The sequence below is a fragment of the Kitasatospora sp. NPDC101108 genome (assembly GCF_055584725.1).
In genome coordinates this window covers 45,351-70,232 of record NZ_JBVJLM010000016.1, presented here as the reverse complement: position 1 = coordinate 70,232, position 24,882 = coordinate 45,351, and the positions used below count along the sequence as shown (strand labels likewise).

At 73.9% G+C, this 24,882-nt stretch carries 26 protein-coding genes; 18 read left to right on the top strand and 8 right to left on the bottom strand.

Going from position 1 to position 24,882, the window contains the following annotated elements:
- The 3 genes from ACZ6Z8_RS28590 to ACZ6Z8_RS28580 all read left to right on the top strand — a co-directional run bounded on the left by ACZ6Z8_RS28590 (position 1) and on the right by ACZ6Z8_RS28580 (position 3,357).
- Positions 1–771, top strand: a complete 771-nt coding sequence (locus tag ACZ6Z8_RS28590; protein WP_465612904.1) for a class I SAM-dependent methyltransferase — start codon at positions 1–3, stop codon at positions 769–771.
- Between the two features lie 142 nt (positions 772–913).
- On the top strand, positions 914–2,758 hold the full coding sequence (gene ilvD / locus ACZ6Z8_RS28585; RefSeq protein ID WP_465612903.1) for a dihydroxy-acid dehydratase: 1,845 nt from the start codon (positions 914–916) through the stop codon (positions 2,756–2,758).
- Between the two features lie 86 nt (positions 2,759–2,844).
- Positions 2,845–3,357 carry a hypothetical protein gene (locus ACZ6Z8_RS28580; RefSeq protein WP_465612902.1) on the top strand — a complete coding sequence of 171 codons (513 nt, stop codon included), beginning with the start codon at positions 2,845–2,847 and terminating at the stop codon, positions 3,355–3,357.
- 3 nt (positions 3,358–3,360) lie between these two features.
- On the opposite strand, the gene ACZ6Z8_RS28575 is transcribed toward ACZ6Z8_RS28580, so the two are convergent.
- Both ACZ6Z8_RS28575 and ACZ6Z8_RS28570 read right to left on the bottom strand, forming a co-directional pair.
- On the bottom strand, positions 3,361–3,675 hold the full coding sequence (locus ACZ6Z8_RS28575; protein ID WP_465612901.1) for a hypothetical protein: 315 nt from the start codon (positions 3,673–3,675) through the stop codon (positions 3,361–3,363).
- Positions 3,676–3,800: 125 nt separating this feature from the next.
- Positions 3,801–4,250, bottom strand: a complete 450-nt coding sequence (locus ACZ6Z8_RS28570; protein WP_465612900.1) for a hypothetical protein — start codon at positions 4,248–4,250, stop codon at positions 3,801–3,803.
- Positions 4,251–4,478: 228 nt separating this feature from the next.
- On the opposite strand from ACZ6Z8_RS28570, the gene proC reads away from it, so the two are divergent.
- The 7 genes from proC to ACZ6Z8_RS28535 all read left to right on the top strand — a co-directional run bounded on the left by proC (position 4,479) and on the right by ACZ6Z8_RS28535 (position 10,878).
- Entirely contained in the window at positions 4,479–5,306 is an 828-nt protein-coding gene (proC, locus tag ACZ6Z8_RS28565; protein ID WP_465612899.1) for a pyrroline-5-carboxylate reductase, read from the top strand.
- Between the two features lie 86 nt (positions 5,307–5,392).
- Complete coding sequence (locus ACZ6Z8_RS28560) at positions 5,393–6,607, top strand: MFS transporter (protein ID WP_465612898.1); 1,215 nt, start codon at positions 5,393–5,395, stop codon at positions 6,605–6,607.
- Between the two features lie 76 nt (positions 6,608–6,683).
- Positions 6,684–7,880 carry an acetoin utilization protein AcuC gene (locus ACZ6Z8_RS28555; RefSeq protein ID WP_465612897.1) on the top strand — a complete coding sequence of 399 codons (1,197 nt, stop codon included), beginning with the start codon at positions 6,684–6,686 and terminating at the stop codon, positions 7,878–7,880.
- Positions 7,881–8,105: 225 nt separating this feature from the next.
- Positions 8,106–8,315 (top strand): helix-turn-helix domain-containing protein, encoded by a 210-nt coding sequence (locus ACZ6Z8_RS28550; RefSeq protein WP_045699258.1) that lies wholly within the window; start codon positions 8,106–8,108, stop codon positions 8,313–8,315.
- A gap of 174 nt (positions 8,316–8,489) precedes the next feature.
- Positions 8,490–8,606 carry a 30S ribosomal protein bS22 gene (locus tag ACZ6Z8_RS28545; protein WP_425311139.1) on the top strand — a complete coding sequence of 39 codons (117 nt, stop codon included), beginning with the start codon at positions 8,490–8,492 and terminating at the stop codon, positions 8,604–8,606.
- A 151-nt stretch (positions 8,607–8,757) separates the two neighbouring features.
- The gene (locus ACZ6Z8_RS28540; protein WP_465612966.1) at positions 8,758–9,864 is read left to right on the top strand and encodes an NAD-dependent epimerase/dehydratase family protein; all 1,107 of its coding nucleotides are present in this window, start codon (positions 8,758–8,760) and stop codon (positions 9,862–9,864) included.
- Positions 9,865–9,870: 6 nt separating this feature from the next.
- Positions 9,871–10,878: a lysophospholipid acyltransferase family protein gene (locus ACZ6Z8_RS28535; protein ID WP_465612896.1), complete on the top strand. Its 1,008-nt coding sequence runs from the start codon at positions 9,871–9,873 to the stop codon at positions 10,876–10,878.
- A 70-nt stretch (positions 10,879–10,948) separates the two neighbouring features.
- Here ACZ6Z8_RS28535 and ACZ6Z8_RS28530 read toward each other — a convergent pair whose 3' ends face one another.
- From ACZ6Z8_RS28530 to ACZ6Z8_RS28520, 3 genes are all read right to left on the bottom strand, one after another.
- Positions 10,949–12,238, bottom strand: coding sequence for a DUF5667 domain-containing protein (locus ACZ6Z8_RS28530; protein WP_465612895.1), 1,290 nt, complete (start codon positions 12,236–12,238; stop codon positions 10,949–10,951).
- 288 nt (positions 12,239–12,526) lie between these two features.
- A complete protein-coding gene (locus ACZ6Z8_RS28525) occupies positions 12,527–13,348 on the bottom strand; it encodes an ECF subfamily RNA polymerase sigma factor, BldN family (protein ID WP_465612965.1) in 822 nt (273 codons plus the stop codon).
- Between the two features lie 570 nt (positions 13,349–13,918).
- Positions 13,919–14,956 carry an HAD family hydrolase gene (locus ACZ6Z8_RS28520; protein WP_465612894.1) on the bottom strand — a complete coding sequence of 346 codons (1,038 nt, stop codon included), beginning with the start codon at positions 14,954–14,956 and terminating at the stop codon, positions 13,919–13,921.
- A 198-nt stretch (positions 14,957–15,154) separates the two neighbouring features.
- Here ACZ6Z8_RS28520 and ACZ6Z8_RS28515 point away from each other — a divergent pair, with 198 nt between their 5' ends.
- The 7 genes from ACZ6Z8_RS28515 to hemB all read left to right on the top strand — a co-directional run bounded on the left by ACZ6Z8_RS28515 (position 15,155) and on the right by hemB (position 22,472).
- Positions 15,155–15,430, top strand: a complete 276-nt coding sequence (locus tag ACZ6Z8_RS28515) for a glutaredoxin family protein (RefSeq protein WP_465612893.1) — start codon at positions 15,155–15,157, stop codon at positions 15,428–15,430.
- A gap of 162 nt (positions 15,431–15,592) precedes the next feature.
- Entirely contained in the window at positions 15,593–16,339 is a 747-nt protein-coding gene (locus ACZ6Z8_RS28510; RefSeq protein ID WP_465612892.1) for a 3'-5' exonuclease, read from the top strand.
- A gap of 107 nt (positions 16,340–16,446) precedes the next feature.
- The gene (locus tag ACZ6Z8_RS28505) at positions 16,447–17,343 is read left to right on the top strand and encodes a redox-sensing transcriptional repressor Rex (RefSeq protein WP_465612964.1); all 897 of its coding nucleotides are present in this window, start codon (positions 16,447–16,449) and stop codon (positions 17,341–17,343) included.
- 25 nt (positions 17,344–17,368) lie between these two features.
- Positions 17,369–18,709, top strand: a complete 1,341-nt coding sequence (locus tag ACZ6Z8_RS28500) for a glutamyl-tRNA reductase (protein ID WP_465612891.1) — start codon at positions 17,369–17,371, stop codon at positions 18,707–18,709.
- Positions 18,710–18,750: 41 nt separating this feature from the next.
- Positions 18,751–19,758 carry a hydroxymethylbilane synthase gene (gene hemC / locus ACZ6Z8_RS28495; protein WP_465612890.1) on the top strand — a complete coding sequence of 336 codons (1,008 nt, stop codon included), beginning with the start codon at positions 18,751–18,753 and terminating at the stop codon, positions 19,756–19,758.
- Positions 19,755–21,401: a bifunctional uroporphyrinogen-III C-methyltransferase/uroporphyrinogen-III synthase gene (locus ACZ6Z8_RS28490; RefSeq protein ID WP_465612889.1), complete on the top strand. Its 1,647-nt coding sequence runs from the start codon at positions 19,755–19,757 to the stop codon at positions 21,399–21,401. The genes hemC and ACZ6Z8_RS28490 overlap by 4 nt, the downstream gene beginning before the upstream one ends.
- 84 nt (positions 21,402–21,485) lie before the next feature.
- The gene (hemB, locus tag ACZ6Z8_RS28485) at positions 21,486–22,472 is read left to right on the top strand and encodes a porphobilinogen synthase (protein WP_465612888.1); all 987 of its coding nucleotides are present in this window, start codon (positions 21,486–21,488) and stop codon (positions 22,470–22,472) included.
- A gap of 71 nt (positions 22,473–22,543) precedes the next feature.
- On the opposite strand, the gene ACZ6Z8_RS28480 is transcribed toward hemB, so the two are convergent.
- The 3 genes from ACZ6Z8_RS28480 to ACZ6Z8_RS28470 all read right to left on the bottom strand — a co-directional run bounded on the left by ACZ6Z8_RS28480 (position 22,544) and on the right by ACZ6Z8_RS28470 (position 23,711).
- Complete coding sequence (locus ACZ6Z8_RS28480; RefSeq protein ID WP_465612887.1) at positions 22,544–22,810, bottom strand: hypothetical protein; 267 nt, start codon at positions 22,808–22,810, stop codon at positions 22,544–22,546.
- A gap of 128 nt (positions 22,811–22,938) precedes the next feature.
- Complete coding sequence (locus ACZ6Z8_RS28475; protein WP_465612886.1) at positions 22,939–23,283, bottom strand: rodlet layer protein; 345 nt, start codon at positions 23,281–23,283, stop codon at positions 22,939–22,941.
- Positions 23,284–23,366: 83 nt separating this feature from the next.
- Positions 23,367–23,711 (bottom strand): rodlet layer protein, encoded by a 345-nt coding sequence (locus ACZ6Z8_RS28470; protein ID WP_402824283.1) that lies wholly within the window; start codon positions 23,709–23,711, stop codon positions 23,367–23,369.
- Between the two features lie 326 nt (positions 23,712–24,037).
- On the opposite strand from ACZ6Z8_RS28470, the gene ACZ6Z8_RS28465 reads away from it, so the two are divergent.
- Positions 24,038–24,754 (top strand): hypothetical protein, encoded by a 717-nt coding sequence (locus ACZ6Z8_RS28465; RefSeq protein WP_465612885.1) that lies wholly within the window; start codon positions 24,038–24,040, stop codon positions 24,752–24,754.
- Positions 24,755–24,882 lie beyond the last annotated feature (128 nt).

The window sequence follows — 24,882 nt, the reverse complement described above, 5'->3', positions numbered from 1 at the left end:
ATGACGAACGGTCCGAGCCGCCGCGAGGTCGCGGTCAGCTTCGGCGCGGTCGCCGCCGAGTACGACCGGGGCCGGCCGGGCTACCCCGACGAGCTGTTCGACACGGTGGAGCGGCTCTGGGGCCGGAGCCTCAAGGGCGCCAGGACCCTGGACGTCGGCGCCGGCACCGGCATCGCCACCCGGCTGCTGGCCGGCCGGGGCGCGGACGTCGTCGCGGTCGAGCCCAGCGACGGCATGGCGGCCCAGTTCCTGCTCTCCTCGCCCACCCTGCCGCTGGTCCGCGGCTACGGCGACGACCTGCCCTTCCACGACGGCTCCGCCGACCTGGTCACCTACGCCCAGGCCTTCCACTGGACCAGCCCGGAGCGCTCCGTCCCCGAGGCCGTCCGGGTGCTGCGGCCCGGCGGGGCGGTCGCCACCTGGTGGAACGTGCAGGACGAGACGGTGCCGTGGGTCCGGGCCCGGGGCGAGCGGATGGCCGCCGCCCTCCCCGACCGCTACCACGGCTACGGCGGCATCAGCGCCCACACCCGCCACTTCGCCCCGGCCGGCCTCGCCGTCGAACGGGCCGTGCTGCGCTGGGAGCGCCGGATCACCGTCGACCACCTGCTCACCGACCTCACCTCCCGCTCCTACCTGGCCTCGCTCGGCCCCGAGGAGCGCGCCCCCGTCCTGGCCGCCGAACGGCGGGCCGTGCTCGCCGAGTTCCCGGACGGCGTGGTGGTCGAACCGTTCGTCCTGGACGTCACCGTCGCCGTCAAGCGGGGCTGACCCACCGGCCCCGGCGGACTGCCCGCATCGCGGACGGGCCGTCCGCCGGCCGGACGGCGGGCGTAGGCTCGTAAGCCACAACGGCCCCCGCGCCCTCCCCACCGGCGGGGCGCCGGCGACAGCCCCGAAGGAGTGGAGCACAGTGCCCGAGCTGAGGTCCCGTACGGTCACCCACGGTCGCAACATGGCAGGCGCCCGGGCGCTTCTCCGGGCCGCCGGCGTAGCCCGCGAGGACTTCGGCAAGCCGATCATCGCGGTCGCCAACTCCTTCACCGAGTTCGTCCCCGGCCACACCCACCTCCAGCCGGTGGGCCGGATCGTCTCCGAGGCGATCAAGCAGGCGGGCGGCATCCCGCGCGAGTTCAACACCATCGCCGTCGACGACGGCATCGCGATGGGCCACAGCGGCATGCTCTACTCGCTGCCCTCGCGCGACCTGATCGCCGACTCGGTCGAGTACATGGTCAACGCCCACTGCGCCGACGCGCTGATCTGCATCTCCAACTGCGACAAGATCACCCCCGGCATGCTGATGGCCGCGCTGCGCCTCAACATCCCGACCGTCTTCGTCTCCGGCGGCCCGATGGAGGCCGGCAAGGCCACCCTGGTCGACGGCACCGTGCGCAAGCTGGACCTGATCGACGCGATCTCCCAGGCGGTCAACGAGAACGTCTCCGACGAGGACATCGCGATCATCGAGGAGAACGCCTGCCCCACCTGCGGCTCCTGCTCCGGCATGTTCACCGCCAACTCGATGAACTGCCTCACCGAGGCCATCGGCCTCTCGCTGCCCGGCAACGGCTCGGTGCTCGCCACCCACACCGCCCGCCGGGCCCTGTACGAGAAGGCCGGGCGGACGGTCGTCGAGATCGCCAACCGCCACTACGGCCAGGACGACGACTCGGTGCTGCCCCGCGCGATCGCGAGCCGCGCCGCCTTCGAGAACGCCATGGCCCTGGACATCGCCATGGGCGGCTCGACCAACACCATCCTCCACCTGCTCGCCGCCGCCCAGGAGGCCGAGCTGGACTTCGACATGCGGGCCATCGACGCGATCTCCCGCAAGGTGCCCTGCCTCTCCAAGGTCGCGCCCAACGGCTCGTACTACATGGAGGACGTGCACCGGGCCGGCGGCATCCCGGCCATCCTCGGCGAGCTGTACCGGGGCGGCCTGCTCAACGAGGACGTCCACACCGTCCACTCCGACTCGCTCGCCGAGTGGCTCAAGACCTGGGACGTGCGCGGCGGTTCGCCCTCCGCCGAGGCCGTCGAGCTGTGGCACGCCGCACCCGGCTGCAAGCGCTCCGCCGAGGCCTTCTCGCAGTCCGAGCGCTGGGAGTCGCTGGACACCGACGCCGCCAAGGGCTGCATCCGCAGCGTCGAGCACGCCTACTCCGTCGAGGGCGGCCTCGCCGTGCTGTACGGCAACCTCGCCGAGGACGGCTGCATCGTGAAGACCGCCGGCGTCGACGAGTCGATCTGGACCTTCAGCGGCCCGGCGGTGGTCTGCGAGTCCCAGGAGGACGCGGTCGAGGCGATCCTCGCCAAGCGGGTCAAGGAGGGCGACGTCGTCGTCATCCGCTACGAGGGGCCCAAGGGCGGCCCGGGCATGCAGGAGATGCTCTACCCGACCTCCTTCCTCAAGGGCCGCGGCCTCGGCAAGGCCTGCGCGCTGATCACCGACGGCCGCTTCTCCGGCGGCACCTCGGGCCTGTCCATCGGCCACGCCTCCCCGGAGGCCGCCTCCGGCGGCACCATCGCCCTGGTCGAGGACGGCGACACCATCGCCATCGACATCCCGGCCCGGACGATCTCCCTGGAGGTGCCGGCCGAGGTCCTCGCCGAGCGCCGCCGCGCCCTGGAGGCCGGACACGGCTACCGGCCGGAGAACCGCGACCGCCAGGTCAGCCAGGCCCTGCGGGCCTACGCGGCGATGGCCACCTCGGCCGACAAGGGCGCCGTCCGGGACGTCAGCAAGCTCGGCTGAGCCCGACCACTACTCCCAGGAGGAGCCGTCCCGCCGACCGGGACGGCTCCTCCGCCGCATGTGCCGCTCGGGTGATAATCGACGACGTGAGCGAGCAGCCCCCCACCCCCGCCCCCAAGCCCGCCGGCGCCCCCGAGCCGGAGCCGATCCGCTTCTTCGGCACCACCTGGGTCAACCGGGACAACGGCTACTGGCTGCGCCGGATCGGCGTCTCGGTCGGCGCCCTGGCCGCCACCGCCGCCGCCGCGCTGGTGCTGCGCTTCGGCGTCGAGGGCGTGGCGCTCTCCGACAACGGGGGCTTCCTGAACGGGCTGCTGACCGCCGCGATCGCGGTCTGCTCGATGATGTCCGTCCGGCGCACCTGGAAGGTGCTCACCGAGGGCAAGGACCAGCTCACCGGCTGGATGGCCGAGGACAGGTCGCTCGGCGCCGTCTGGCTGATCGGCGGGGCCGGCGGCCTGGCCGCCTACTTCGCCCGCAGCCTGGTCGAGGCCCCCGGCGAGGGGGTCAAGCGCGCCGCCCACGAGCGGGCCGTCGAGCAGTACGGCAAGCGCCGGACCGGCCGCAGCGGCCGACCCGGCGCGAAGCGCAGGCGCTGACCGTCACTCGCGGCTGAGCGTCTTGCAAGCGGAACCGCCGTCCAGGTCCTTGCTGTGGTCGTACGGGTCGGCGGTCGGCCCGGTCCGCTCCGGGTGGGGGCGGTCGAACTGGGCGAAGGCCGGGTGGAAGAACCCGTCGTGGAGCGTGCAGGAGCTGTTGCCCGCGAAGCTGTTGCTCTGGCTGATGTTGATCTTCTGCGGGTCGGCCCGGTACTTGGCCGGGTCGTAGAACCGGAAGTCCGTGGTCCGGCGGACGATGGTGCGGGCGGTCCAGGTGTCGCCCGCGACGTCCGCGACCGAGGTGACCGTCCAGCTCACCGGCTTCGCCGTGGCGCCCGAACCGGCGCCTGGGCGCCGCGGGGCCGTCGTTGACCGAGCGGCGGCCGTGGTGAACCCGTGTGCGCGGTCGCGGGGTTCACCACCGTTTGTCCGGAAAGGCGCCGTCAGCCCTTGCCGCGGGCCTGCTTCACCCCGTGCACCACCCCGGCGATCCCCAGCAGGACGGCGGCCGGGAGCAGCGACAGCAGGAGCGCGCCGAACAGGCCCTCGTCGCCGAGGAACATCTGCGCCAGCGTGTCCAGCACCAGCAGCCCGCCGGCAGCCGGGAGCGCCGACTGCCACGGGTGTTCCCGAGCCCACCCCTTGAGCCGCCGGTCGCCGCCGTCCCCGCGCAGCTGGTTGCCGGCCCAGCCGACCAGGAAGAAGAAGAACAGGCCCCAGCCGGCCGGTCCGGCCAGCATGCTCAGCGACCAGTCGCCGGAGATCGCCTCGATCCCCAGGGCCGTCGCCCCCACCACCGCACCGACTCCCGCGGCCGTCCGCCACGGGCCCAGCGTCGCCGAGGCGACGGCGAGTTGCCGGTTCTCTCGTCGGGACATTCCGTCGTGTGCCATGGCTCCACGGTGCGCCTGCCCGGGCCCGGAGGCCATAGGGGAAACCCCCGAGTTTTCTCCCTAGGGGCGCGACGCCTCACCGGCGGTCGGGCGACCGGTCGTCCGACGGCCTCTCCGCGGCCCGCCGACCACGGACCGGACGGTCCCGCCGACCACGGACCGGACGGTCCCGACGGGCACTGCCGAGCGGTGCGAGGATGGCCGCAGTACCGAGGCTAGGAGCGGACCATGGGCAGCAGCGCAGCACACGGACAGAAGATCGCCTTCCTGGGCACCGGCAAGATCGGCGAGGCCCTGCTCTCCGGTCTGCTGCGGGCCGGCAAGGCCCCGTCGGACGTCCTGGTGACCGCCCGTCGGCCCGAGCGCGCGGCCGAACTCGCCGCCCGCTACGGCGTGGTGGCCGTCTCCAACGCCGAGGCCGCCAAGCTGGCCGACACCCTGATCCTGGCGGTCAAGCCGCAGGACATGGGCACCCTGCTGGAGGAGCTGGCCCCGCACATCAGCCCGGACCGGCTGGTGATCTCGGCGGCGGCCGGCGTGCCCACCGCCTGGTTCGAGGAGCGGCTGGCGGCCGGCACCCCGGTGGTCCGGGTGATGCCCAACACGCCGGTGCTGGTGGACGAGGGGATGAGCGTCATCTCCGGCGGCTCGCACGCCCGGGAGGAGCACCTGGCGCGCGCCGAGGAGATCTTCAGCTCGGTCGGCAAGGCGCTGCGGCTGCCGGAGTCCCAGCAGGACGCGGCCACCGCGCTGTCCGGCTCCGGCCCGGCCTACTTCTACTTCCTGGTGGAGGCGATGACGGACGCGGGCATCCTGCTCGGCCTGCCCCGGCAGGTGGCGCACGACCTGATCGTGCAGTCCGCGATCGGCGCCTCGGTGATGCTGCGCGACTCCGGCGAGCACCCGGTCAAGCTGCGCGAGGCGGTCACCTCCCCGGCCGGGACGACCATCGCGGCCATCCGCGAGCTGGAGAACCACGGGGTGCGGGCCGCGCTGCTGGGCGCCCTGGAGGCGGCCCGGGACCGTTCCCGGGAGCTGGCCTCCGGCGGGAAGTGATCGCGCGCGACCCCTCCCGCAATCGCGGCGCAGCCCCTACGCTCTCGGCCACCGTCGTCCGTACCGGCCAGTAGCGAGGTTCCCGCATGAGTGCCGCGCCGTCCGTGCAGCCCGTCCCGTCCCCGATGGCGCGCGGCCTGCGCGTCGGCCGGGCGGCGCTCGCCGTCAGCTTCCTGCTCCAGGGCACCACCTTCGCGCTGCTGGTCACCTGCATCCCGGAGATCCAGCACCGGTACGGGCTGAGCGACGGGCTGCTGCCGGTGTTCCTGGCCGCGGTACCGATCCTGGCCGGGGTGGGTTCGATCCTCTCCGAGCGGTTGGTGAAGCGCACCGGCGCCCGGGCCGTGCTGCGGGTGGTCCAGCCGGCGGTCTGCCTCAGCCTGGCGGGTGCCGGGCTGGGCGGTTCGCTGTGGCAACTCGCTCTCGCCCTGGGCGCGTTCGGACTGCTGGTGGGCGCACTGGACGCCAGCATGAACATGCTGGGGGTGGGCCTCCAGCACCGCTACGGCCGCTCGATCATGATCGGGTTCCACGCCGCGTTCAGCCTCGGCGGCATCCTCGGCGCGGCGATCGCGGGCCTCGGCTCGCACGTCGACCTGGGGCTGCCGGTGCTGTTCGGCGCGGCCGGAGCGGTGATCGCCCCGCTCGCGGTGCTGACCGGCACACGGTTCGCCGGACCGGCCGAACTCGGCGACGCCGTACGGGAGGCCGCCGAGGCCGCCGCCCGGTCCATCCCCTGGCGCCCGCTGCTGCCGCTGTGCCTGGCGATGGCCTTCGCCTACATCGCGGACGCCTCGGTCTCCAACTACAGCGTCAAGTACCTCACCGACGGCCTGGGCAGCCGCGAGGACCTGGCCAAGCTCTCCTACCTCGGCTACATGGTCGCGATGCTGCTCGGCCGGGCCCTGGGTGACCGCGCGGTGCAGCGCTTCGGCGCCGTCGCGGTGGTGCGCGGCGGCGCGGCGCTGGCCGCGCTCGGCTTCGGACTGGCGGCGGTGGCCCCCACGGCCTGGGCGGGCATCGCCTCGTTCACCGTGCTCGGCTTCGGCATCTGCGCGGTCATCCCGCAGGTGTTCGCGGCCGGCGGCCGGCTCTTCCCGGCCGACTCGGACGCCGCCGTGGCCCGGCTCAACCTCTTCAACTACGTGGGCTTTCTGATCGGTTCGCCGCTGGTGGGGGCGATCGCGGACGCCGGCTCGTACCGCTGGGCGCTGCTCGCCCCGATGCTGCTGGTGCTCGCCGTGCTGCCGCTGGCCGAGCGCTTCGCCCCGGCCCCGGTGGCGGCGCCCGCCGCGGCGTGACGGCCCGGGACCGTTCGCGACGGGTCGGCGTGCCCTGACCGCCGCCGGTCCGCCGCCACCCACTACGGTGGAGGCCATGCCCGAAGCCGAGCGTGACACCCCCTGCGGCCTGCACCTCTTCTGGGACGAGGCCGTCACCGCCTACGACTTCGGCCCCGGCCACCCGATGGACCCGACCCGGCTGGCGCTCACCATGCGCCTGGTCGAGGCCCTCGGGCTGAGCGCCGGGCCGGGGGTGACCGTCCGGTCCGCGCCGGCCGCCGGGGAGTCCACCCTGCAACTGGTGCACACCCGGGAGTACGTCGAGGCGGTCAAGCACGCCGCCGCGCACCCCGAGCAGTCGGACCCCCGGCACGGGCTCGGCACCGACGACAACTGGTCCTTCCCCGCGGTCCACTCGGCCTCCGCGCTGATCGCCGGTCAGTCGGTCGCCGCCGCCGAGGCGGTCTGGCGCGGCGAGACCCCGCACGCCGTCAACTTCGCCGGCGGACTGCACCACGCGATGCCCGGCAAGGCCTCCGGTTTCTGCGTCTACAACGACCCGGCCCTGGCGATCGCCCGGCTGCTCGAACTCGGCGCCGAGCGGGTCGCCTACGTCGACGTGGACGTCCACCACGGCGACGGCGTCCAGGAGGCCTTCTGGAACGACCCCCGGGTGCTGACGATCTCGTTGCACGAACACCCGGCCACCCTCTTCCCGCAGACCGGCTGGCCCACCGAGACCGGCGGCCCGGACGCCCCCGGCTCCGCCGCCAACCTGCCGCTGCCGGCCGGCACCGGGGACGCCGGCTGGCTGCGCGCCTTCCACGCCCTGGTGCCCGAGCTGCTCGATGCCTTCCGGCCGCAGGTCCTGGTCACCCAGCACGGCGCGGACACCCATCTGGAGGACCCGCTCGCCCACCTCGCCGTGACCGTGGACGCCCAGCGGCTGATCGCCGAGGAGCTGCACGAACTGGCCCACCGGCACGCCGGCGGCCGCTGGGTGGCCACCGGAGGCGGCGGCTACGCGGTGGTGGACGTCGTCCCGCGCACCTGGACCCACCTGGTCGCCACCGCGGCCGGCCGGCCCGTCGACCCGGTCACCGAGACCCCCGAGGACTGGCGCGCCGAGGTCTACCGCCGCACCCGCCGCCCCGCCCCGCTGCGGATGACCGACGGCGCGCGCCCGGCCTGGCGCGACTTCGAGGCGGGTTACGATCCGGCGGACCGACTCGATCAGGCCATCCTCGCCAGCCGCCGCGCGGTGTTCCCCCACCACGGACTGCTGGCCTGAATCAGCCGCCCCGGCCAGTCGCCGGGCGGGCCGTGCGTACGCCGACCGGTGCCATCCGCCGAGTGGCCACCTACTGCAACGGTGCTATCCCCCACGGTACGAGGACTGCATCTCCCCTCTTCCCACTGGTACCACCCATAACTACTCTGGGGATACACGTGTGCCGGTGGAGTCACCGGAGGGGAAGCCGGTGCCTTGCACACGGGTAAGGGTCGGGTGATGGTCATGAGTTCCGTCGAGCGTCCCCTGCAGGAAGTCGTCTTCCTGACCGTGGCCGAGGTCGCCGCGGTCATGCGGGTGTCCAAGATGACCGTGTACCGGTTGGTGCACAGCGGAGAGCTGCCGGCCATCCGGGTCGGACGGTCCTTCCGGGTGCCCCAGCAGGCGGTGCACGAGTACCTCAAGGAGTCGTACGTGCGGCTTGAGAGCGCGTAGCCGGCGGGTCGGGCGGGGGCGCGTCCGCAGCCGTGGACGCGCCCCCGTTCGCCCCGGATTTCCCGGGAGTTTCCCGGCTGCCGGGAGTGCGATTTACAGGCCCGGCCAGGCGGACGGTAGGCTAGGCCCTCACGTCAGTCGTATGGACTCCGTCTCTCACGGACGAGAGTCTCAGTGAGCGAGGGTTGTTCCGTGGGCTCTGTCATCAAGAAGCGTCGCAAGCGTATGGCCAAGAAGAAGCACCGCAAGCTTCTCAAGCGTACGAGGGTCCAGCGTCGCAACAAGAAGTAAGCGCCCCCTGGCCGCGCCAGCGCGCCCAGCGCTTCCACCGCCCGTCCCGGCCCCAGTGGCCCGGGGCGGGCGGTGTCGTTTCACGGCCCGGCGCGGCGGCGCGGTACGGTGCACGCAGGCCGCTCGGGTCGAGGGAATGGGGTGCAGCACCGTGGGCGTGGTCGTGCTCGTCACCGGCGTGGCACGCCATCTGGGTGCCCGCTTCGCCGCCGAGGTCCGCCGCCGGCCGGGCGTGGACCGGGTCGTCGGCGTGGACGTGCAGCCGCCGCGGCTGCCGGTCGAGGAGCCGGACGGTCCCGCCGCGCCGTACACCTTCCACCAGCTCGACCTGCGCCGCCCGGCGGTCTCCCGGGTGATCGCCGAGTACCGGGTGGACACCGTGGTGCACCTCAGCGTCAGCGCCACCGGTCTGGGCTCCACCAACCGCTCCGCGGTGAAGGAGTCCAACGTCATCGGCACCATGCAACTGCTCGGCGCCTGCCAGAAGGCCCCGGGGGTGCGTCGGCTGGTGGTGAAGTCCACCACCGGTGTCTACGGCTCCGCGCCCCGCGACCCGGCGGTGTTCAGCGAGCGGATGCAGCCGAAGGACCCGCCCGGCGGCGGCTTCGCCAAGGACGCGGCCGAGGTCGAGGGCTACGTGCGCGGCTTCGCCCGGCGCCGCCCGGACGTCGCGGTGACGGTGCTGCGCTTCGCCAACATCGTCGGCCCGGGCGCCGACACCCCGCTCAGCGAGTACTTCGCGCTGCCGGTGCTGCCCACCGTGCTCGGCTACGACCCCAGGCTCCAGTTCGTCCACGAGGACGACGCGGTCGCGGTGCTCTGCCGGGCCGCCGAGGAGCCCGCTCCGGACACCGTCAACACCGGCACCTTCAACGTGGCGGGGGAGGGCGTGCTGCTGCTGTCCCAGTGCGCCCGCCGGCTCGGCCGCCCCACCCTGCCGCTGCTGCTGCCCGCGGTCAGCTGGATGGCCGGACTGGCCCGGCAGACCCGGCTGGTGGACGTCTCGTCGGAGCAGCTGCGGCTGCTGACCCACGGCCGGGTGGTGGACACCACCCGGCTGCGGGAGGTGTTCGGCTACCACCCGGAGTTCAGCACGCCGGAGGCCTTCGCCGACTTCGCCGCCGCCCAGGGCCCCGGCCTGCTGCCGCCCGAGCGGCTGGCCGCCGCCACCGACCGGCTGGCCGCCCTGCTCGGTCCGGAGGCCCCGGCCGCCGTACCGAACGCCGTACCGAACCGCCCCCGCCGACCGAGGAGCTGACCCGCGATGAGTGCCGCCGCCGAGAACGTGCCGGGTGAGGCCAAGGTCATCCCGATCGAGTCCGCCCCCAGCTGGAGCTCTCCCGAGGGCCCCGGCCTGGCCGACCGGCTCGCCGGAGCCGTCGGCGGGGCGCTGTCCGGGCAGCTCGGCCCGGCGGCCACCCGGCTGTTCGGCAAGGGCTGGGAGGGCCGGGCCACCGAGGGGCTGGCCTTCCTGCGCCGCCGGATCACCGGCGACTACGAGGTGGACGAGTTCGGCTTCGACCGGGAGCTCACCGAGGAGGTGCTGCTCTCGCTGCTGCGCCCGCTGGCCGAGAAGTACTTCCGGATCGACGTCCAGGGGGTCGAGAACATCCCGGCCGAGGGCGGCGCGCTGATCGTCGCCAACCACTCCGGCACCCTCCCGCTGGACGCCCTGATGACCCAGGTGGCCATCCACGACCACCACCCGCACCACCGGCACCTGCGGATGCTCGCCGCGGACCTGGTCTTCGTGCTGCCGGGCGTCAACGAACTGGCCCGCAAGGCCGGCCACACCCTGGCCTGCAACGAGGACGCCCAGGCGCTGCTGGAGCGCGGCGAGGTGGTCGGGGTCTGGCCGGAGGGCTTCAAGGGGATCGGCAAGCCGTTCTCCGAGCGCTACAAGCTCCAGCGCTTCGGCCGCGGCGGTTTCGTCTCCTCGGCGCTGCGGGCCGGGGTGCCGATCGTGCCGTGCTCGATCGTCGGGGCGGAGGAGACCTACCCGATGATCGGCAACCTGAAGACGCTGGCCCGGCTGCTCGGCCTGCCGTACGTGCCGATCACGCCGACCTTCCCGTGGCTGGGGCCGCTCGGGATGCTGCCGCTGCCGACCAAGTGGACGATCCGCTTCGGCGAGCCGATCGCCACCGACGGCTACCCGGCGGAGGCGGCGGACGATCCGATGCTGGTCTTCGACCTGGCCGACGAGGTGCGCGAGACCATCCAGCACACCCTGTACCAGCTGCTGGTGCAGCGGCGGTCGGTGTTCTTCTGACCCGACGTGCCCAGGTGTGACGGTGCCCCGGCGGAGCGGACTCCGCCGGGGCACCGTCACACCGCACCGCTCAGCTGCCGCCGAGGATCCGCAGCCCGGGCAGCAGACCCGGGATCAGCGGAGGGACGTCCACCCCCTGCTGGGCACCCGTCGACGCGCTGGGCGGGCCGGACGGCGGCTGCGGCACCTGCGGCGGGGCCGCGTCGGCGCTCGGCGAGGGCTTGCCCGCGCCGGAGAGACCGCTGGTGAGGTCGCCGACCAGCCCGTTGACCGCGTCCGGGGCGCTGCTGGGCAGGGTGCTCGGCAGGCCGGGGCCCTTCCCGGTGCCGGCCGTGCTGCCGGGGCCCGCCGGGGCGTGGTCGGCACCGGGACGGCTGCCCGGGCTGCCCTGGGACTGCCCGGAGCCGGTCGCGGCGCCGGAGCCGTTGGCGCCGGATCCGGCCGGGGAGCCGCCGGTCGAGGAGGACGAGGCGTCGCCCGCTCCGGTGCCGGCCGGGCCACCGCTCTTGGCGGGGGGCTGGGCCAGGCGCAGGGGCGCGACGTCCTCGCTTATGTCGTCGAAGAGCTGGTCGACCAGGTGTGCCTGCTCGGTCAGTTGGACCGGCAGCCGCCCCTGGAGCTCGCTCCAGCGGCCGTCCTCGTCGTGGGCGAAGCCGGCCAGCGCGCGCATCGGGTCCAGCGAGCCGTTGCTGCGGTAGACCGAGCGCAGCAGGTCGCGGCCCTTGAGGGCGTCGGCGTGCATGTCGTCCAGCGCCCGGCGGACCCGGTCGACGGTGGCCGGGCTGAGCACGGTGCTCGAACCGGTCTGGCCGACCAGGTCGTTGGCCTCGCCGAGCCGGGTGGCGGCGTTGTCGAGCAGCAGCCGGCCGCGTTCCGAGTCGGAGTCCGCGAGGTCCAGCCGGAGCCCTTCGAGGCCGCGCTTCATGCCGTACAGCGTGTCCCCGGGCAGGGCGCTGGAACTCGCGGCGGCGGCCCCGGCCAGGCTGCCGACGGCGAGCCCGGCGACCAGCCCGCCGATCGCGAACCGGCGGCTCCACCGGCCGCGTGGCGCCGTCCGGATGGCCCGGTGGCGGCGCTGGCGGGGCACCGCGGCGCCCGGCCCGCCCGCGAAGGCCTGCTCGAACGCGGCCATCAGCTGGGCTCGTTGGACCGTCCGGACCTCCTGGTCCAGGGCCGGTCCGGGTAGCGCCCCCAGTGCGTCGGCCAGGCCGACCAGTTCGGCCATCGCGACCGAACCCGCTTCGGCGGAAGCGGTGTTGGCCGAATCGGCGCCGGCCGCGCGGCGTTGCTCCGCCTGGTGGGCCTCCAGCGCCTCGGCGAAGGCCTTCGCCCGCCGGTGCTCCAGCACGTTTGCCGTCACGGGCCACACCTCCCTTCGTCGTTGTCGACACCCCGGCCTGCCGGACGGTTGCCCCGGCGGGCCAAAGCCACTCCATCGGGTGACAGGTCGCAATTCGGCTTGACCGTACGCCTGGTGGGGGCTTGCACGCTGGGCAACGAGCGGTGCGGGCGGTCGGTTACGCACGGCTGATCATCGGACCGACCGTTCACCCGGACGTGTCGGTCGGGTACGCGTGGTGACGGGCCTCCGGGCCGTCGCCGGAACAGGGCCCGTCCGGGCCCTATCGCCCCCTCGGTCACCGCCGCCTCACCGCGCGTCGGGCGGGAGGAGCCGGGCCAGGGTGCGCACGGCGCGGTACTGGAGGGTCTTGATGGCGCCCTCGTTCTTGCCCATGATCCGGGCCGTCTCGGCCACCGAGAGCCCCTGGAGGAAGCGCAGCGTCACGCACTCCTGCTGCTGCGGGTTGAGCCGGCGCACCGCGTCCAGCAGGGCGGCGTTGGAGAGCGACTCCAGCACCGACTCCTCCGGGCTGCGCTCGCACTCGTTGGAGTCGAGCATCTCGCCGGTGGTGACCTCCAGCCGGAAGCGGCTGGACTTGAAGTGGTCGGCGACCAGGTTGCGGGCGATGGTGACCAGCCAGGCGCCGAAGTCCCGGCCCTGCCAGGTGAAGGTGCCGATCCGGCGCAGCGCGCGCAGGAAGGTCTCGCTGGTGAGGTCCTCGGCGGTGGCCCGGCTGCCGACCCGGTAGTAGATGTAGCGGTAGACGGTGTCCGCGTAGTGGTCGTAGAGCCGGCCGAAGGCCTCGCTCTCGCCCGCCTGGGCCCGTTCGACCAGCTCCATGATCGGGTTGTGCTCGGTCTCGTAGCCGGGGCTCGGCGCGGTGCGGGCGCGGCTGCGGCCGACCCCGGTGGTGCCGGTGCGGCCGCGCGAGCCGGTGCCGGTGGAGCCGGCGGCGGTGGTGCGCAGCGCCAGGCCGGGGCCGTGCTGGTGGCCGAACGGCACGCCGGCGGGCACGAGTTGGGGTGAGGCGGCGAGCTGGCTGCGGAGCAGGGTGCGCAGCAGGTCCAGGCCGGTGGAGATCTGCCGCTCGGCGGTCGGGCGCCCGCGGAGGCCGGTGCGGGGGCGCAGGGGCGCGGACGACGGGCGGGAGGGTGCAGGCGCGTCGTTCCGGACGGGTGGGTACACGGGACTCCCAGAGGCAGAACTGTGGACGGATCACCTCCGCCTGCGCGGAGAGCACTCCCCATGGCACCCGTTCGAGCGGGATGCATGGGTGACGTGCATCCAGGAGAGAATAACGCTTTGTGCAATGACAGCTACACCGTGTGGTCGAAGTGGTCGTTTGGGATCCATTTGTTGTGCATATTCGGCCGACAATGACCGGAGATGTCATCGTTCATCCGGCTCAACGTGACCGTTCGGGCGCCCAGGGTGACCAATTCGGCGGTACTGCGGGCGGTTTCCCAGCCTTGGGGCTCGGCAACCCCCGACTTTCCCGGACTGGCGAACGATCAGAACCGGTCACGGGGTGACAAGTTCGTACAGCGGACGCGGACGGCCGGGTGGCGCTGGGGAGTTCGCTCGTACGAGGGGGCAGGTCAGGGCACTGATTGACGCATCGTCACCCGTCAGGGGGAGGGGCAGAAACGGTTCCCCGGACGGGAGCCGGGAGGCCGTCCGGCCCGGCCCGGGGGTGGCTCAGCCGTGCCGGCGACGACGCCGCAGCGCCACCGCGGCCGCCGTCGCGCCGGCCGCCACCCCGAGCGCGGCCGCCGCCGGCAGCCCGACCCGGGCCGCCTTGCGGCCGGTCCGGAAGTCGCGCACCCGCCAGCCCTGCGCCCGGGCGTGCCGCCGCAGCGCGCCGTCCGGGTTCACCACGTACGGGTGGCCGACCAGCGAGAGCATCGGGATGTCGTTGGCCGAGTCGCTGTAGGCCGCGCACCGGTCGAGGTCCAGCTGCTCGCACCGGGCCAGCGCGCCCACCGCGGCGGCCTTGGCCGGGCCGTGCAGCAGGTCGCCGACCAGCCGCCCGGTGTAGTGGCCGTCCCGGGCCTCGGCGACGGTGCCCAGCGCGCCGGTCATGCCGAGCCGCCGGGCGATGATCCGGGCGACCTCCAGCGGGGCGGCGGTCACCAGCCAGACCCGCTGGCCCGCGTCCAGGTGCATCTGGACCAGTGCGCGGGTGCCGGGCCAGATCTTGTCGGCGACGACCTGCTCGAAGACCTCCTCGCAGATCGCCTCCAGGTCGGCGGTGCGCTTCCCGGCGACGATGCCGAGGGCGGTGGTGCGGGCGTCCGAGATGTGGTCCGGGTCCTCGGTGCCGTGCAGCCGGAACATGGCCTGCTGCCAGGCGAAGCGGGCGATGTCCCGGCGGGTGAGGAAGCCGTGGCGGTAGAGGCCGACGCCGAGGTAGAAGATGGCCGCGCCGCGCAGGATGGTGTTGTCGCAGTCGAAGAAGGCGGCGGCGCGCGGGTCGTCCCGGTCGGGGGTGTGGTTCCCGGCCGGCGCCTTGGGGGCCTTCCCGGGCTTGCCGGCGGCGGGGGCCCCGGTCGTGGTGCTCGCCGCCGTCGCCTGCCCGGGGCCGGGGGCGTCCGCGGTGGGGCCGTCCGTCGCGAGGGGGGACAGCGGCTCGGCGCGCAGCGCGGCCTCGGCGGCCGCGGCGGCGGCCTCGCCCGCCAGGGCGCTCCGCTCGGTGGAGGAGCGCCTCGCCTGGGTGAGCCTTCGGAGCACGGCCATGTCATCGAGCATATCCAGCCGGGAGGGGAGCGGCCGTGACGGAGCCGTGCCCGTGCGGTGAACAGCTCCCCCGGCCCACCCCCGGCCTACCCCCGGCCCACCCCCGGCCTACCCCCGGCCCACCCCCGGCCCGCCCCCGGGGTGTCCCCGGGGTGTCCCGGAGGCGGCGGGCGGGCCGCACTGGCGCACAATGACGGGGTGAGCCCACTGCTGCGACGCAAGAGCCCCGAGCCGGCGGACCGTACCGTGACCCTGGTCGCCAAGCCCGGCTGCCACCTGTGCGACGAGGCGCGGGAGGTGATCGTCCGGGTGGCGGCGGAGCTGGGCGCGTCCTTCGAGGAGAAGGACATCACCCAGGACGAGGAGCTCTACCGCCGCTACTGGGAGCAGATCCCGGTCACCCTGATCGACGGCCGACAGCACGACTTCTGGCGGGTCGACGAGAGCCGGCTGCGCAAGGCCCTGGGCGCCTGAGGAACCGTTCGTCCGCGTGCCACCGCCCCCGCCGACCGGCGGGGGCGGTTCGCCGAATCGTTGCCAAAGACACTCCGTTTCGGCTTGGGGCGGGGTGCCTCGGTCGGCTTACGATCGGACGCGTTTGCGCCCGTGGGGGGCTGAGCACCGAGGAGTGCCGCCATGCTTCCCCGTCCGACCCCCGTCACGCCCGAAGCCCTGCCCGGTGGCCGGGGCTTCGCCGTGGTGGACGTCGAGGCGACCGGCCGCAGCCCGTGGCGGCACCGGGTGGTCGAGGTGGCGGTGGTGCTGCTGAGCGAGCGGCTCCGCCCCGAGGGGGAGTTCGCCACCCTGCTGGATCCGCTGGGCCCGGTCGGCCCGACCCATGTGCACCGGATACGCCAGGCGGACGTCGAGGGCGCCCCGCGGTTCCGGGAGATCGCGCCCCGGCTGCTGGAGCTGCTGGCGGGCCGGGTGCTGGTCGGTCATCACGTCAGCTGCGACCACGCCTTCCTGGACCGCGAGTTCGCCCGGATCGGGGTGCCGCTGCCGCCCGTCCCGCTGCTGTGCACGATGCGGCTGGCCCGCGCCCACCTGCCGGAGGTCCGCGGCTACGGGCTGGCGGCCTGCGCGGAGGCGGCCGGTCTGGGCTGGTATCCGGCGCACACCGCGCTCGGCGACGCCCGGGTGACCGCCGAGCTGCTGCGGCACTGCGTGGGCGCCCCGTCCTGTCCGCCGGACGACTGGGCCGGCCCGCTGCGCGAGGCCGCCCGGGTGCCCTGGCCGCGGCTGGGCCGGGCCCGCTCCCGTCCGTCCGGAGAACCCGTGCCGCTGCTGCGCCGGGAGGCGCCGTACGGCCCCTGGCTGCCCGGTGCCGCGGCCCCGGAGCTCGTCCTGACGCAGGCCGGTGCTATGTGTTCGACGGCGTGATGCGCATCACTGTGCGGGGACAAATCGGACACCATCTTTGTGCACACGTTCACAAACGCTTAGCCTGGCTGCCAAAGCCCAGCTTCACCCACAGGAGCACCGTGGCAATCGGCCGATCACCACAGAGCAGTTCGCAGACGCCTGACCAGGGCGCCGCGCGCCGACCCTCGCGTGCCCGGGGCATCCCGGAGGCGACCGTCGCCCGGCTCCCCCTCTACCTGCGGGCCCTCACCGCACTCTCCGAGCGCTCGGTGCCGACCGTCTCCTCGGAGGAACTGGCCGCCGCGGCCGGCGTGAACTCGGCCAAGCTGCGCAAGGACTTCTCCTACCTCGGCTCCTACGGCACCCGCGGCGTCGGCTACGACGTCGAGTACCTCGTCTACCAGATCTCCCGCGAACTCGGTCTGACCCAGGACTGGCCGGTCGTCATCGTCGGCATCGGGAACCTCGGCCACGCCCTCGCCAACTACGGCGGTTTCGCGTCCCGCGGCTTCCGGGTCGCCGCCCTGTTGGACGCCGATCCGAACGTGGTCGGTTCCACCGCCGCCGGACTGCCGGTGCGCCACATGGACGAGCTGGAGTCGATCGTCGAGAGCCAGCACGTCTCGATCGGCGTGATCACCACCCCGCCCGGCGCCGCCCAGCAGGTGTGCGACCGGCTGGTCGAGGCAGGCGTGACCAGCATCCTGAACTTCGCCCCGACCGTGCTGACCGTCCCGGACGGCGTGGACGTGCGCAAGGTGGACCTCTCCATCGAGCTGCAGATCCTCGCCTTCCACGAGCAGCGCAAGGCCGGGGAGGAGCCCGACCGCACCGAGTCGGTGCTGGACCGCGCCCCCGGTCCGGTCCGGGCGGCCGCCGCCAAGCTGCGCCGGGCGGCCGGCGGCAACGGCAAGGGCCGCGCCGGAGCCGAGCCGGTGGCCAAGGACCAGGCCGAGCAGGCCACCAAGGGCAAGGCCGCCAAGGGCGGCGAGGGCGAGCTGTCCGCGGTGATGCCCGCATGAACACCGAGAGCTGTGGGGGGCGGGCATGAGTCTTCTCGTCGTCGGACTGAGCCACCGGACGGCGCCGGTCGGCGTGCTGGAGCGCGCCGCCCTGACCGGTGAGGTGCCGACCCGGCTGCTGCACGACGCGGCCGCGTCCTCGACCGTCGCCGAGGCCGCCCTGCTCAACACCTGCAACCGGATCGAGCTGTACGCGGACGTGGACAAGTTCCACGCCGGCGTCGCCGAGCTGTCGCTGCTGCTGGCCCACCACAGCGGGGTGGACCTGGAGGAGCTGACCTCCCACCTGTACGTCCACTACGAGGACCGCGCCGTCCACCACCTGTTCTCGGTGGCCTGCGGCCTGGACTCGATGGTGGTCGGCGAGGGCCAGATCCTCGGCCAGCTGCGCGACGCGCTGGCCAAGGCCCAGGACGAGCACACCGCCGGGCGCGGCCTGAACGAGCTGTTCCAGCAGGCCCTGCGGGTCGGCAAGCGGGCGCACAGCGAGACCGGCATCGACAAGGCCGGCCAGTCGCTGGTCACCTTCGGCCTGGAGCAGGTCGCCGCGGGCGCGGGCGAGATCGCCGGCAAGCGCGCGCTGGTGGTCGGGGCGGGCTCGATGAGCTCGCTGGCCGCCGCCACCCTGGTCCGCTCCGGCGTCACCGACCTGCTGATCGCCAACCGGACGGCGGCCCGCGCCGAGCGCCTGGTGGAGATCCTCGGCCCGGACGTGGCCCGCACCCTGGACCTCGCCAAGGTGCCGGAGGCGCTGGCCGACGTCGACCTGGTGATCTCCTGCACCGGCGCGGCCGGCGTGGTGGTCCGGGCGGAGGACGTGGCCGCCGCGGTCGCCGTCCGCACCTCCCCGGAACCGCTCGCCCTGCTCGACCTCGCCATGCCGCGCGACGTCGACCACGCGGTGCACGAGCTCGACGGCGCCCTGCTGGTCGACCTGGAGAGCCTCTCCCACGCGCACGCCGCCAGCCCCGGCGCCGGCGACGTGGACGCGGTCACCCGGATCGTCGCCGACGAGGTGACCGCCTTCGGCGCCGCCCAGCGGGCCGCCCGGATCGCGCCGACCGTGGTCGCGCTGCGGGCGATGGCCTCCGACGTGGTCGCCGCCGAACTGGGCCGGCTGGGCTCCCGGCTGCCCGACCTCGACGAACGCTCCCGCGCCGAGATCACCCAGACCGTCCGCCGCGTCGTCGACAAGCTGCTGCACGCCCCGACCGTCCGGGTGAAGCAGCTGGCCGCCGAGCCCGGCGGCGCCTCCTACGCGGACGCCCTGCGCGAGCTGTTCGACCTCGACCCGGCGGCCGTGCACGCCGTGTCGGGCACGCCCGTCGGCGGCCGGCCCCAGCCTTCGGGCGGGAGCACCAGATGAACCGTCAGCCATCCCACGAGTACCACCGGGACGATCACCTCATGAATGGTCAACCGCTCACCGAGCAGGCTCCGGGAGCCGCCGCCCTGCGGCTCGGCACCCGGCGCAGCGCGCTCGCCATGGCCCAGTCGGGCATGGTCGCCCGCGAGGTGACCAGGCTCACCGGCCGCCCCGTCGAGCTGGTCGAGATCACCACCTACGGAGACACCTCCCGGGAGGCCCTCGCGCAGATCGGCGGCACCGGCGTGTTCGTCTCCGCGCTGCGGGACGCCCTGCTGGAGGGCCGGATCGACTTCGCCGTCCACTCGCTCAAGGACCTGCCGACCGCCGCGCCCGAGGGCCTGGCGCTGGCCGCCGTCCCCCAGCGCGAGGACGCCCGCGACGCCCTGGTCGCGGCCGAGGGCCTGACCCTGGACGAGCTGGTGGAGAAGCTGGCCGGCGCCGGGCGCGCGGCCCGGATCGGCACCGGCTCGCCGCGCCGGATGGCCCAGCTGAACGCCTGGGCCCGGGCCCGCGGGGCGCAGCTGGAGACCGTCGCGATCCGCGGCAACGTGGACACCCGGATCGGCTACGTGTCCGGCGGCGAGCTGGACGCCGTGGTGCTGGCCACGGCCGGCCTCAACCGGCTGGGCCGCGGCGCCGAGATCTCGCAGCACCTCGACCCCGAGCTGATGATCCCGGCCCCCGGCCAGGGCGCGCTCGCGATCGAGTGCAACTCCTCCGACGCCGGTCTGACCGCCGCGCTCGCCGCGCTGGACCACGCCCCCACCCGGGTCGCCGTGGCCGCCGAGCGCGCCCTGCTGGCCACCCTGGAAGCCGGCTGCTCGGCGCCGGTGGCCGCACTGGCCACCTGGAGCCGGGAGAACGAACTGCAGCTGGACGGTGTGGTCGGAGACCCCGACGGCGCCGCCCTGCTGAAGATGTCCGCCAACGGTCCGATCGTCCTCGACGAGACCGCCGAGCAGCAGGCACGGGCCCTCGGCCACGCGCTGGCCGCCCGGCTGCTCGACGCGGGCGCGGCCACCCTGATGGGGGAGCGAGCCCGATGAGCCCCACCGCCGCCACCGACGCCCTGTTCCCGGCCGGGCAGCCCACCGGACGGTGCACCTTCCTGGGGGCGGGTCCGGGGGACCCGGGCCTGCTGACCCTGCGCGCGGTCGAGGTGCTGTCCTCGGCCGACGTCCTGGTCGCCGACCCGCTGACCGCCGCGGCCGTGCGCACCCACTGCCCGGCCGGCGTGCAGGTGCACTCCCCGGCCGCCGAGGGCGCCGACTTCGACCTGGCCAAGCTGGTCGCCGAGGCCGTCCGGGCCGGCAAGCACGTGGTCCGCACCGTCGACGGCGACCCGGGCCTGGACGGCTGCGCCGCCGAGGAGATGCTCAGCTGCGCGGGTGACGGGATCCCCTTCGAGGTGATCCCGGGCGTCGCCCAGTCGGTCGGCGTCCCGGCGTACGCGGGTGTCCCGCTGCGCGGCGCGGCCGGCACCGACGTCCGTTTCGTGGACGGCGCCCAGCTGCTGTCCGGTGCCCAGGTCGACCTGGGCGCGCCGGAGACCACCCTGGTGGTGCGCACCACCCTGGGCCAGCTGCCGGCCACCGCGAGCGCGCTGGTGTCCAACGGCCGCAAGCCGGATTCGGCGCTGAGCGCCACCCTGTCGGGCACCACCACCCGTCAGCGCACCTTCACCTCCACGCTGTCCGCCATCGCGGCCGACCTCAAGGCCGCCCGAGTGCTGCCCTCGCCGGTGTCCGCCCCGGTGGACCCGGCGACCTCGGTGATAGCCGTGGTGGGCGAGCAGGTCGCCCACCGGGCCTCGCACTCGTGGTTCGAGACCAAGCCGCTGTTCGGCTGGAACGTCCTCGTGCCGCGCACCAAGGAGCAGGCCCACGGCCTGTCCGAGCAGCTGCGTTCGTACGGCGCGGTGCCGCAGGAGGTGCCGACCATCGCGGTCGAGCCGCCGCGCACCCCGCAGCAGATGGAGCGGGCCATCAAGGGCCTGGTCACCGGCCGGTACGAGTGGATCGCGTTCACCTCGGTGAACGCGGTGCGCGCCGTCCGGGAGAAGTTCGAGGAGTACGGCCTGGACGCCCGGGCGTTCGCCGGGATCAAGGTCGCGGCGGTCGGCGAGACCACCGCGCAGGCGCTGGTGGACTTCGGCGTCAAGCCGGACCTGGTGCCCTCCGGCGAGCAGTCCGCGGCCGGGCTGCTGGAGGACTGGCCGCCGTACGACCCGGTCTTCGACCCGATCGACCGGGTGCTGCTGCCGCGCGCCGACATCGCCACCGAGACCCTGGTGGCCGGCCTGGTCGAGCTCGGCTGGGAGGTCGACGACGTGACGGCCTACCGGACGGTGCGCGCCTCGCCGCCGCCGGCCGAGACCCGCGAGGCGATCAAGGGCGGCGGTTTCGACGCGGTGCTGTTCACCTCGTCCTCGACCGTCCGGAACCTGGTCGGCATCGCCGGCAAGCCGCACAACGTCACGGTCATCGCCTGCATCGGGCCGGCCACCGCCAAGACCGCCGAGGAGCACGGCCTGCGGGTCGACGTGATGGCCCCGGCGCCGTCGGCGGCCGCGCTGGCCCAGGCGCTGGCAGACTTCGGAGCCAAGCGCCGCGACACCGCGACGGCCGCGGGCGAGCCGGTCTACCGGCCCAGCGAGCGCCGTCCGGGATCCCGCCGCAAGGCCCGCTGAGACCCGCTGAGGGTCGCCAACCATCTCGCTGGGGGCGGCGGTTCGCCGCCCCCAGTGCTGCACAACCGTTCGGAGAGAGAAGCCGTGTCCGCTGAATTCCCGTACGTTCGCCCCCGTCGTCTGCGGCAGAGCCCGGCGATGCGCCGACTGGTCGCCGAGACCCGGCTGCACCCGGCGGAGCTGATCCTGCCCGCCTTCGTCAGCGAGGGCATCGCCGAGCCGCGGCCGATCGCCTCGATGCCGGGCGTGCTCCAGCACACCCGGGACAGCCTGCGGAAGGCCGCGGTGGAGGCCGCCGAGGCGGGCGTGGGCGGCATCATGCTGTTCGGTCTGCCCGAGGTGAAGGACGCCGTCGGCTCCGAGGGCACCAACCCGGACGGGATCCTGCAGCAGGCCATCCGCGACGTGGTCGCGGAGGTCGGCGACCGGCTGGTGGTCATGTCGGACCTCTGCCTGGACGAGTTCACCGACCACGGCCACTGCGGTGTGCTGGCCGAGGACGGCAGCGTGGACAACGACGCGACCCTGGAGCGCTACGCCGAGATGGCCGTGGTCCAGGCCGAGGCCGGCGTCCACATGGTCGGCCCGTCGGGGATGATGGACGGTCAGATCGCCGTCGTCCGGCGGGCGTTGGACGAGGCCGGGCACCAGGACGTCAGCGTCCTCGCCTACACCGCCAAGTACGCCTCCGCGCTGTACGGCCCGTTCCGCGAGGCCGTCAACTCCTCGCTCAAGGGCGACCGCAAGACCTACCAGCAGGACCCGGCGAACGCCCGCGAGGCGTTGCGCGAGCTGGAGCTGGACCTCGCCGAGGGCGCGGACCTGGTGATGGTCAAGCCGGCCATGCTGTACCTGGACGTCCTGCGGCAGGTCGCCGACGCCTCGCCGGTGCCGGTGGCCGCGTACCAGATCTCCGGCGAGTACTCGATGGTGGAGGCCGCCGCCGCCAACGGCTGGATCGAGCGGGAGCGCACCATCCTGGAGACGCTCACCTCGATCCGCCGGGCCGGTGCCGAGCAGATCCTCACCTACTGGGCGGTCGAGGCCGCCCGGATGCTCAAGCAGCAGTAGGCACGGCGCCGTGGCGCAGACGGAAGGCCGGGCCCCCGCTCAGTGCGGGGGCCCGGCCTTCCGGCGTGCCGCTACTTCCAGCCGTTGATGTGGGCGAAGCCGCCGCCGCCGCCGACCAGGTCGGTGGAGGTGGCGGCGCCGCCGACGGCACCGCCGGCGATGATGTCGGAGGTGTGGGCGACGCCCCACTCGCCCCCGGCCAGGAACGGCTGGTCGGCGGTGGCGACGAGGCCGCCGCCGCCCTCCAGGCCGACGTGCGCGAACGCCGGGGTGGCGGCACCCGCGAGCGCCAGCGCGGCAGTGGCGGTCAGGACGGCCTTGGCCAGCGTGCTCTTCATGGATCTGCCCTCTCTGTGGGAGCGCCCCGCGGGCGCTCTGCCTCTGACTCGTGCTCTTCTTCGGTCAAGCCCGGAGGGCCCGGGGAGACCTTCCTCCCCGGGCCCTCCGTCCGTGCCATGCGCCTTGATCAGCCGATCAGGTGCGAGACACCACCGTCGCCCGCGGACTGGGTGGTCTGGCCGACGTTGCAGTACTGCTTCGGGTTGACGTTCAGGACCGGCACCTCGACCGGAACCGCGACGCCGATGACGGCGACGGCGATGTTGTGGACCTCCGGCACGCAGATGTTCGGGTTGTCCAGGGCGTGGTAGTTGGCGCTGCCGTTGCCGTGGGTGCCGGTCTGGTTGGTGCCGCCGTTGCCCTGGACGGTGGTGGCCGCGCCGTCCGAGTCGGCGATGGCGGAAGCCGAGCCGGCGGACATCGCGAGAGCGGCGGCGGCGAGGCCGGCGGCGGCGATGGTCTTCTTGATCATTTCCGGTTTTCCTCTCAAGGATGAATCGGGGAGCGATTCGAGGGTGGTTCGGGGGAGCTGTGCGGGGGAGAGCTGTGGGGTCGTCAGCCGACCAGGTGGGACACGCCCCCGTCGCCGTGGCTCTGGGTGCCCTGGCCGACGGTGCAGTACTGCTTGCCGCCGCTGTTGGCGACCGGGACCTCGACCGGGACGGCCACGCCGAGCACCGCGACAGCGATGTTGTGGATCTCCGGCAGGCAGATGTTCGGGTTGTCCAGGAAGTGGAAGTTCGGGCTGTTGTTCCCGACCGTCCCGGTGAAGTTGGTACCGCCGTTGCCCTCGATGGACGCGGCAGCGCCGTCCGCGTCAGCGATGGCCGAGGCGGGCGCGGCGGCACCGGCCAGCGCGGCGACGGCCAGGCCGGCGGCGGCGAAGGACTTCTGGATCATGGGGAGATCCCTCTCTGAAATGCTTTCGGTTTCCGTGCGTAGCAACGCGTCGAACGCTCAGACCCGGTCTGCAGTCACTGACGTCCAGATCAAAGAATGACGGCACGGAAGGTTACGGGGATTTTTGAAAAGAGTCCGGGAGGCGCGTCCGGGGGTGGTTTCCGGTGGGATTATTACGCCGAATCGGTTAACGCCCGCAATCCGAACTCACGGTCACTCGTTGCGCAGATTGCTTTCCGGCTGCGGCCCCGCAGCCCTCCCCGATGGATCCACAGTCCTGGATCCCCAGGACGTCCCCAGTACGGACAGGCAGAACGGTGAAAAGCATGAAGTTCTCCAAGCGGGCCGGCGCGATGCTGCTGGCGGTCGGTGCGGGCGTGCTCGCCTCCCAGGGAGCGGCCTCCGCCGCCAAGGTCACCCCCGACCAGGTCGGAGCCCTGGAGGACAAGCTGTCCACCCAGCAGGTCCCGGCGGACGTACCGCTGACGCCGCTGGGCAGCCACCTCACCGCCGGCATCCCGACCTCGCTGCTCATGCCGCCGGCACCCGGCCGGACCACCGACAACGGGCTGGTCCCGAACCACGTGGTGCCCCAGCTGGCCACCGGCAAGCTCGGCCCGAGCGCCAAGGCCCAGCTGCCGCTCCCGCTGGTCGACCAGAGCGCCGACCTCGGCGAGGTGCTGCTGGAGGCCCCGGCGGCGCCGCTGCAGGCCAAGACCCCGGGCCTGGACGTGGGCAAGCCGCTGGCGCTGGTGCAGGACGGCACCGGCCAGCTCGCCGACGGCCGGCTCCGGGTGGACGAGGTGGACCCGCGGCTGGTGCCCGCCGCCGTGCAGACCGTCCCCGGGGCCACCGCGAGCCTCGGCGGCGACCAGCAGCGGCTCTCCGCCACCGAGGCGGTGAACGACCTGGCCGACACCACCACCGCGACGGCCGCCGGCGTGCTGCAGCAGACCAACGCGACCGAGACGGCCACCGGCACCGCCGCGGGCCTGGTGCAGCAGGCCGACCTCGGCCGTCTGGCCGGCCTGGCCCGGCTCTGAGCCCGTCCCGGACGCGGGGGGGGCCCGCCCCCCCCGGGGCCCGGCGGGGGGGCGGGGGCCCGCCCCGGCCGCCCGCCCTGCCCGCCGGGCCCCCCCCAGCCCGCCCCCCAACCCCTCCTGCGAGTACA

Coding starts and splice junctions, on each gene's coding strand:
- proC (WP_465612899.1), top strand. CDS start 4,479: ATGGGCAGCAGCGCAGCACACGGACAGAAGATCGCCTTCCTGGGCACC.
- ACZ6Z8_RS28570 (WP_465612900.1), bottom strand. CDS start 4,250: ATGGCACACGACGGAATGTCCCGACGAGAGAACCGGCAACTCGCCGTC.
- ACZ6Z8_RS28470 (WP_402824283.1), bottom strand. CDS start 23,711: ATGATCCAGAAGTCCTTCGCCGCCGCCGGCCTGGCCGTCGCCGCGCTG.
- ACZ6Z8_RS28500 (WP_465612891.1), top strand. CDS start 17,369: ATGAGTCTTCTCGTCGTCGGACTGAGCCACCGGACGGCGCCGGTCGGC.
- ACZ6Z8_RS28550 (WP_045699258.1), top strand. CDS start 8,106: ATGAGTTCCGTCGAGCGTCCCCTGCAGGAAGTCGTCTTCCTGACCGTG.
- ACZ6Z8_RS28590 (WP_465612904.1), top strand. CDS start 1: ATGACGAACGGTCCGAGCCGCCGCGAGGTCGCGGTCAGCTTCGGCGCG.
- ACZ6Z8_RS28520 (WP_465612894.1), bottom strand. CDS start 14,956: ATGGCCGTGCTCCGAAGGCTCACCCAGGCGAGGCGCTCCTCCACCGAG.
- ACZ6Z8_RS28475 (WP_465612886.1), bottom strand. CDS start 23,283: ATGATCAAGAAGACCATCGCCGCCGCCGGCCTCGCCGCCGCCGCTCTC.
- ACZ6Z8_RS28535 (WP_465612896.1), top strand. CDS start 9,871: ATGAGTGCCGCCGCCGAGAACGTGCCGGGTGAGGCCAAGGTCATCCCG.
- ACZ6Z8_RS28465 (WP_465612885.1), top strand. CDS start 24,038: ATGAAGTTCTCCAAGCGGGCCGGCGCGATGCTGCTGGCGGTCGGTGCG.
- ACZ6Z8_RS28490 (WP_465612889.1), top strand. CDS start 19,755: ATGAGCCCCACCGCCGCCACCGACGCCCTGTTCCCGGCCGGGCAGCCC.
- ACZ6Z8_RS28555 (WP_465612897.1), top strand. CDS start 6,684: ATGCCCGAAGCCGAGCGTGACACCCCCTGCGGCCTGCACCTCTTCTGG.
- ACZ6Z8_RS28560 (WP_465612898.1), top strand. CDS start 5,393: ATGAGTGCCGCGCCGTCCGTGCAGCCCGTCCCGTCCCCGATGGCGCGC.
- ACZ6Z8_RS28480 (WP_465612887.1), bottom strand. CDS start 22,810: ATGAAGAGCACGCTGGCCAAGGCCGTCCTGACCGCCACTGCCGCGCTG.
- hemC (WP_465612890.1), top strand. CDS start 18,751: ATGAATGGTCAACCGCTCACCGAGCAGGCTCCGGGAGCCGCCGCCCTG.
- ACZ6Z8_RS28510 (WP_465612892.1), top strand. CDS start 15,593: ATGCTTCCCCGTCCGACCCCCGTCACGCCCGAAGCCCTGCCCGGTGGC.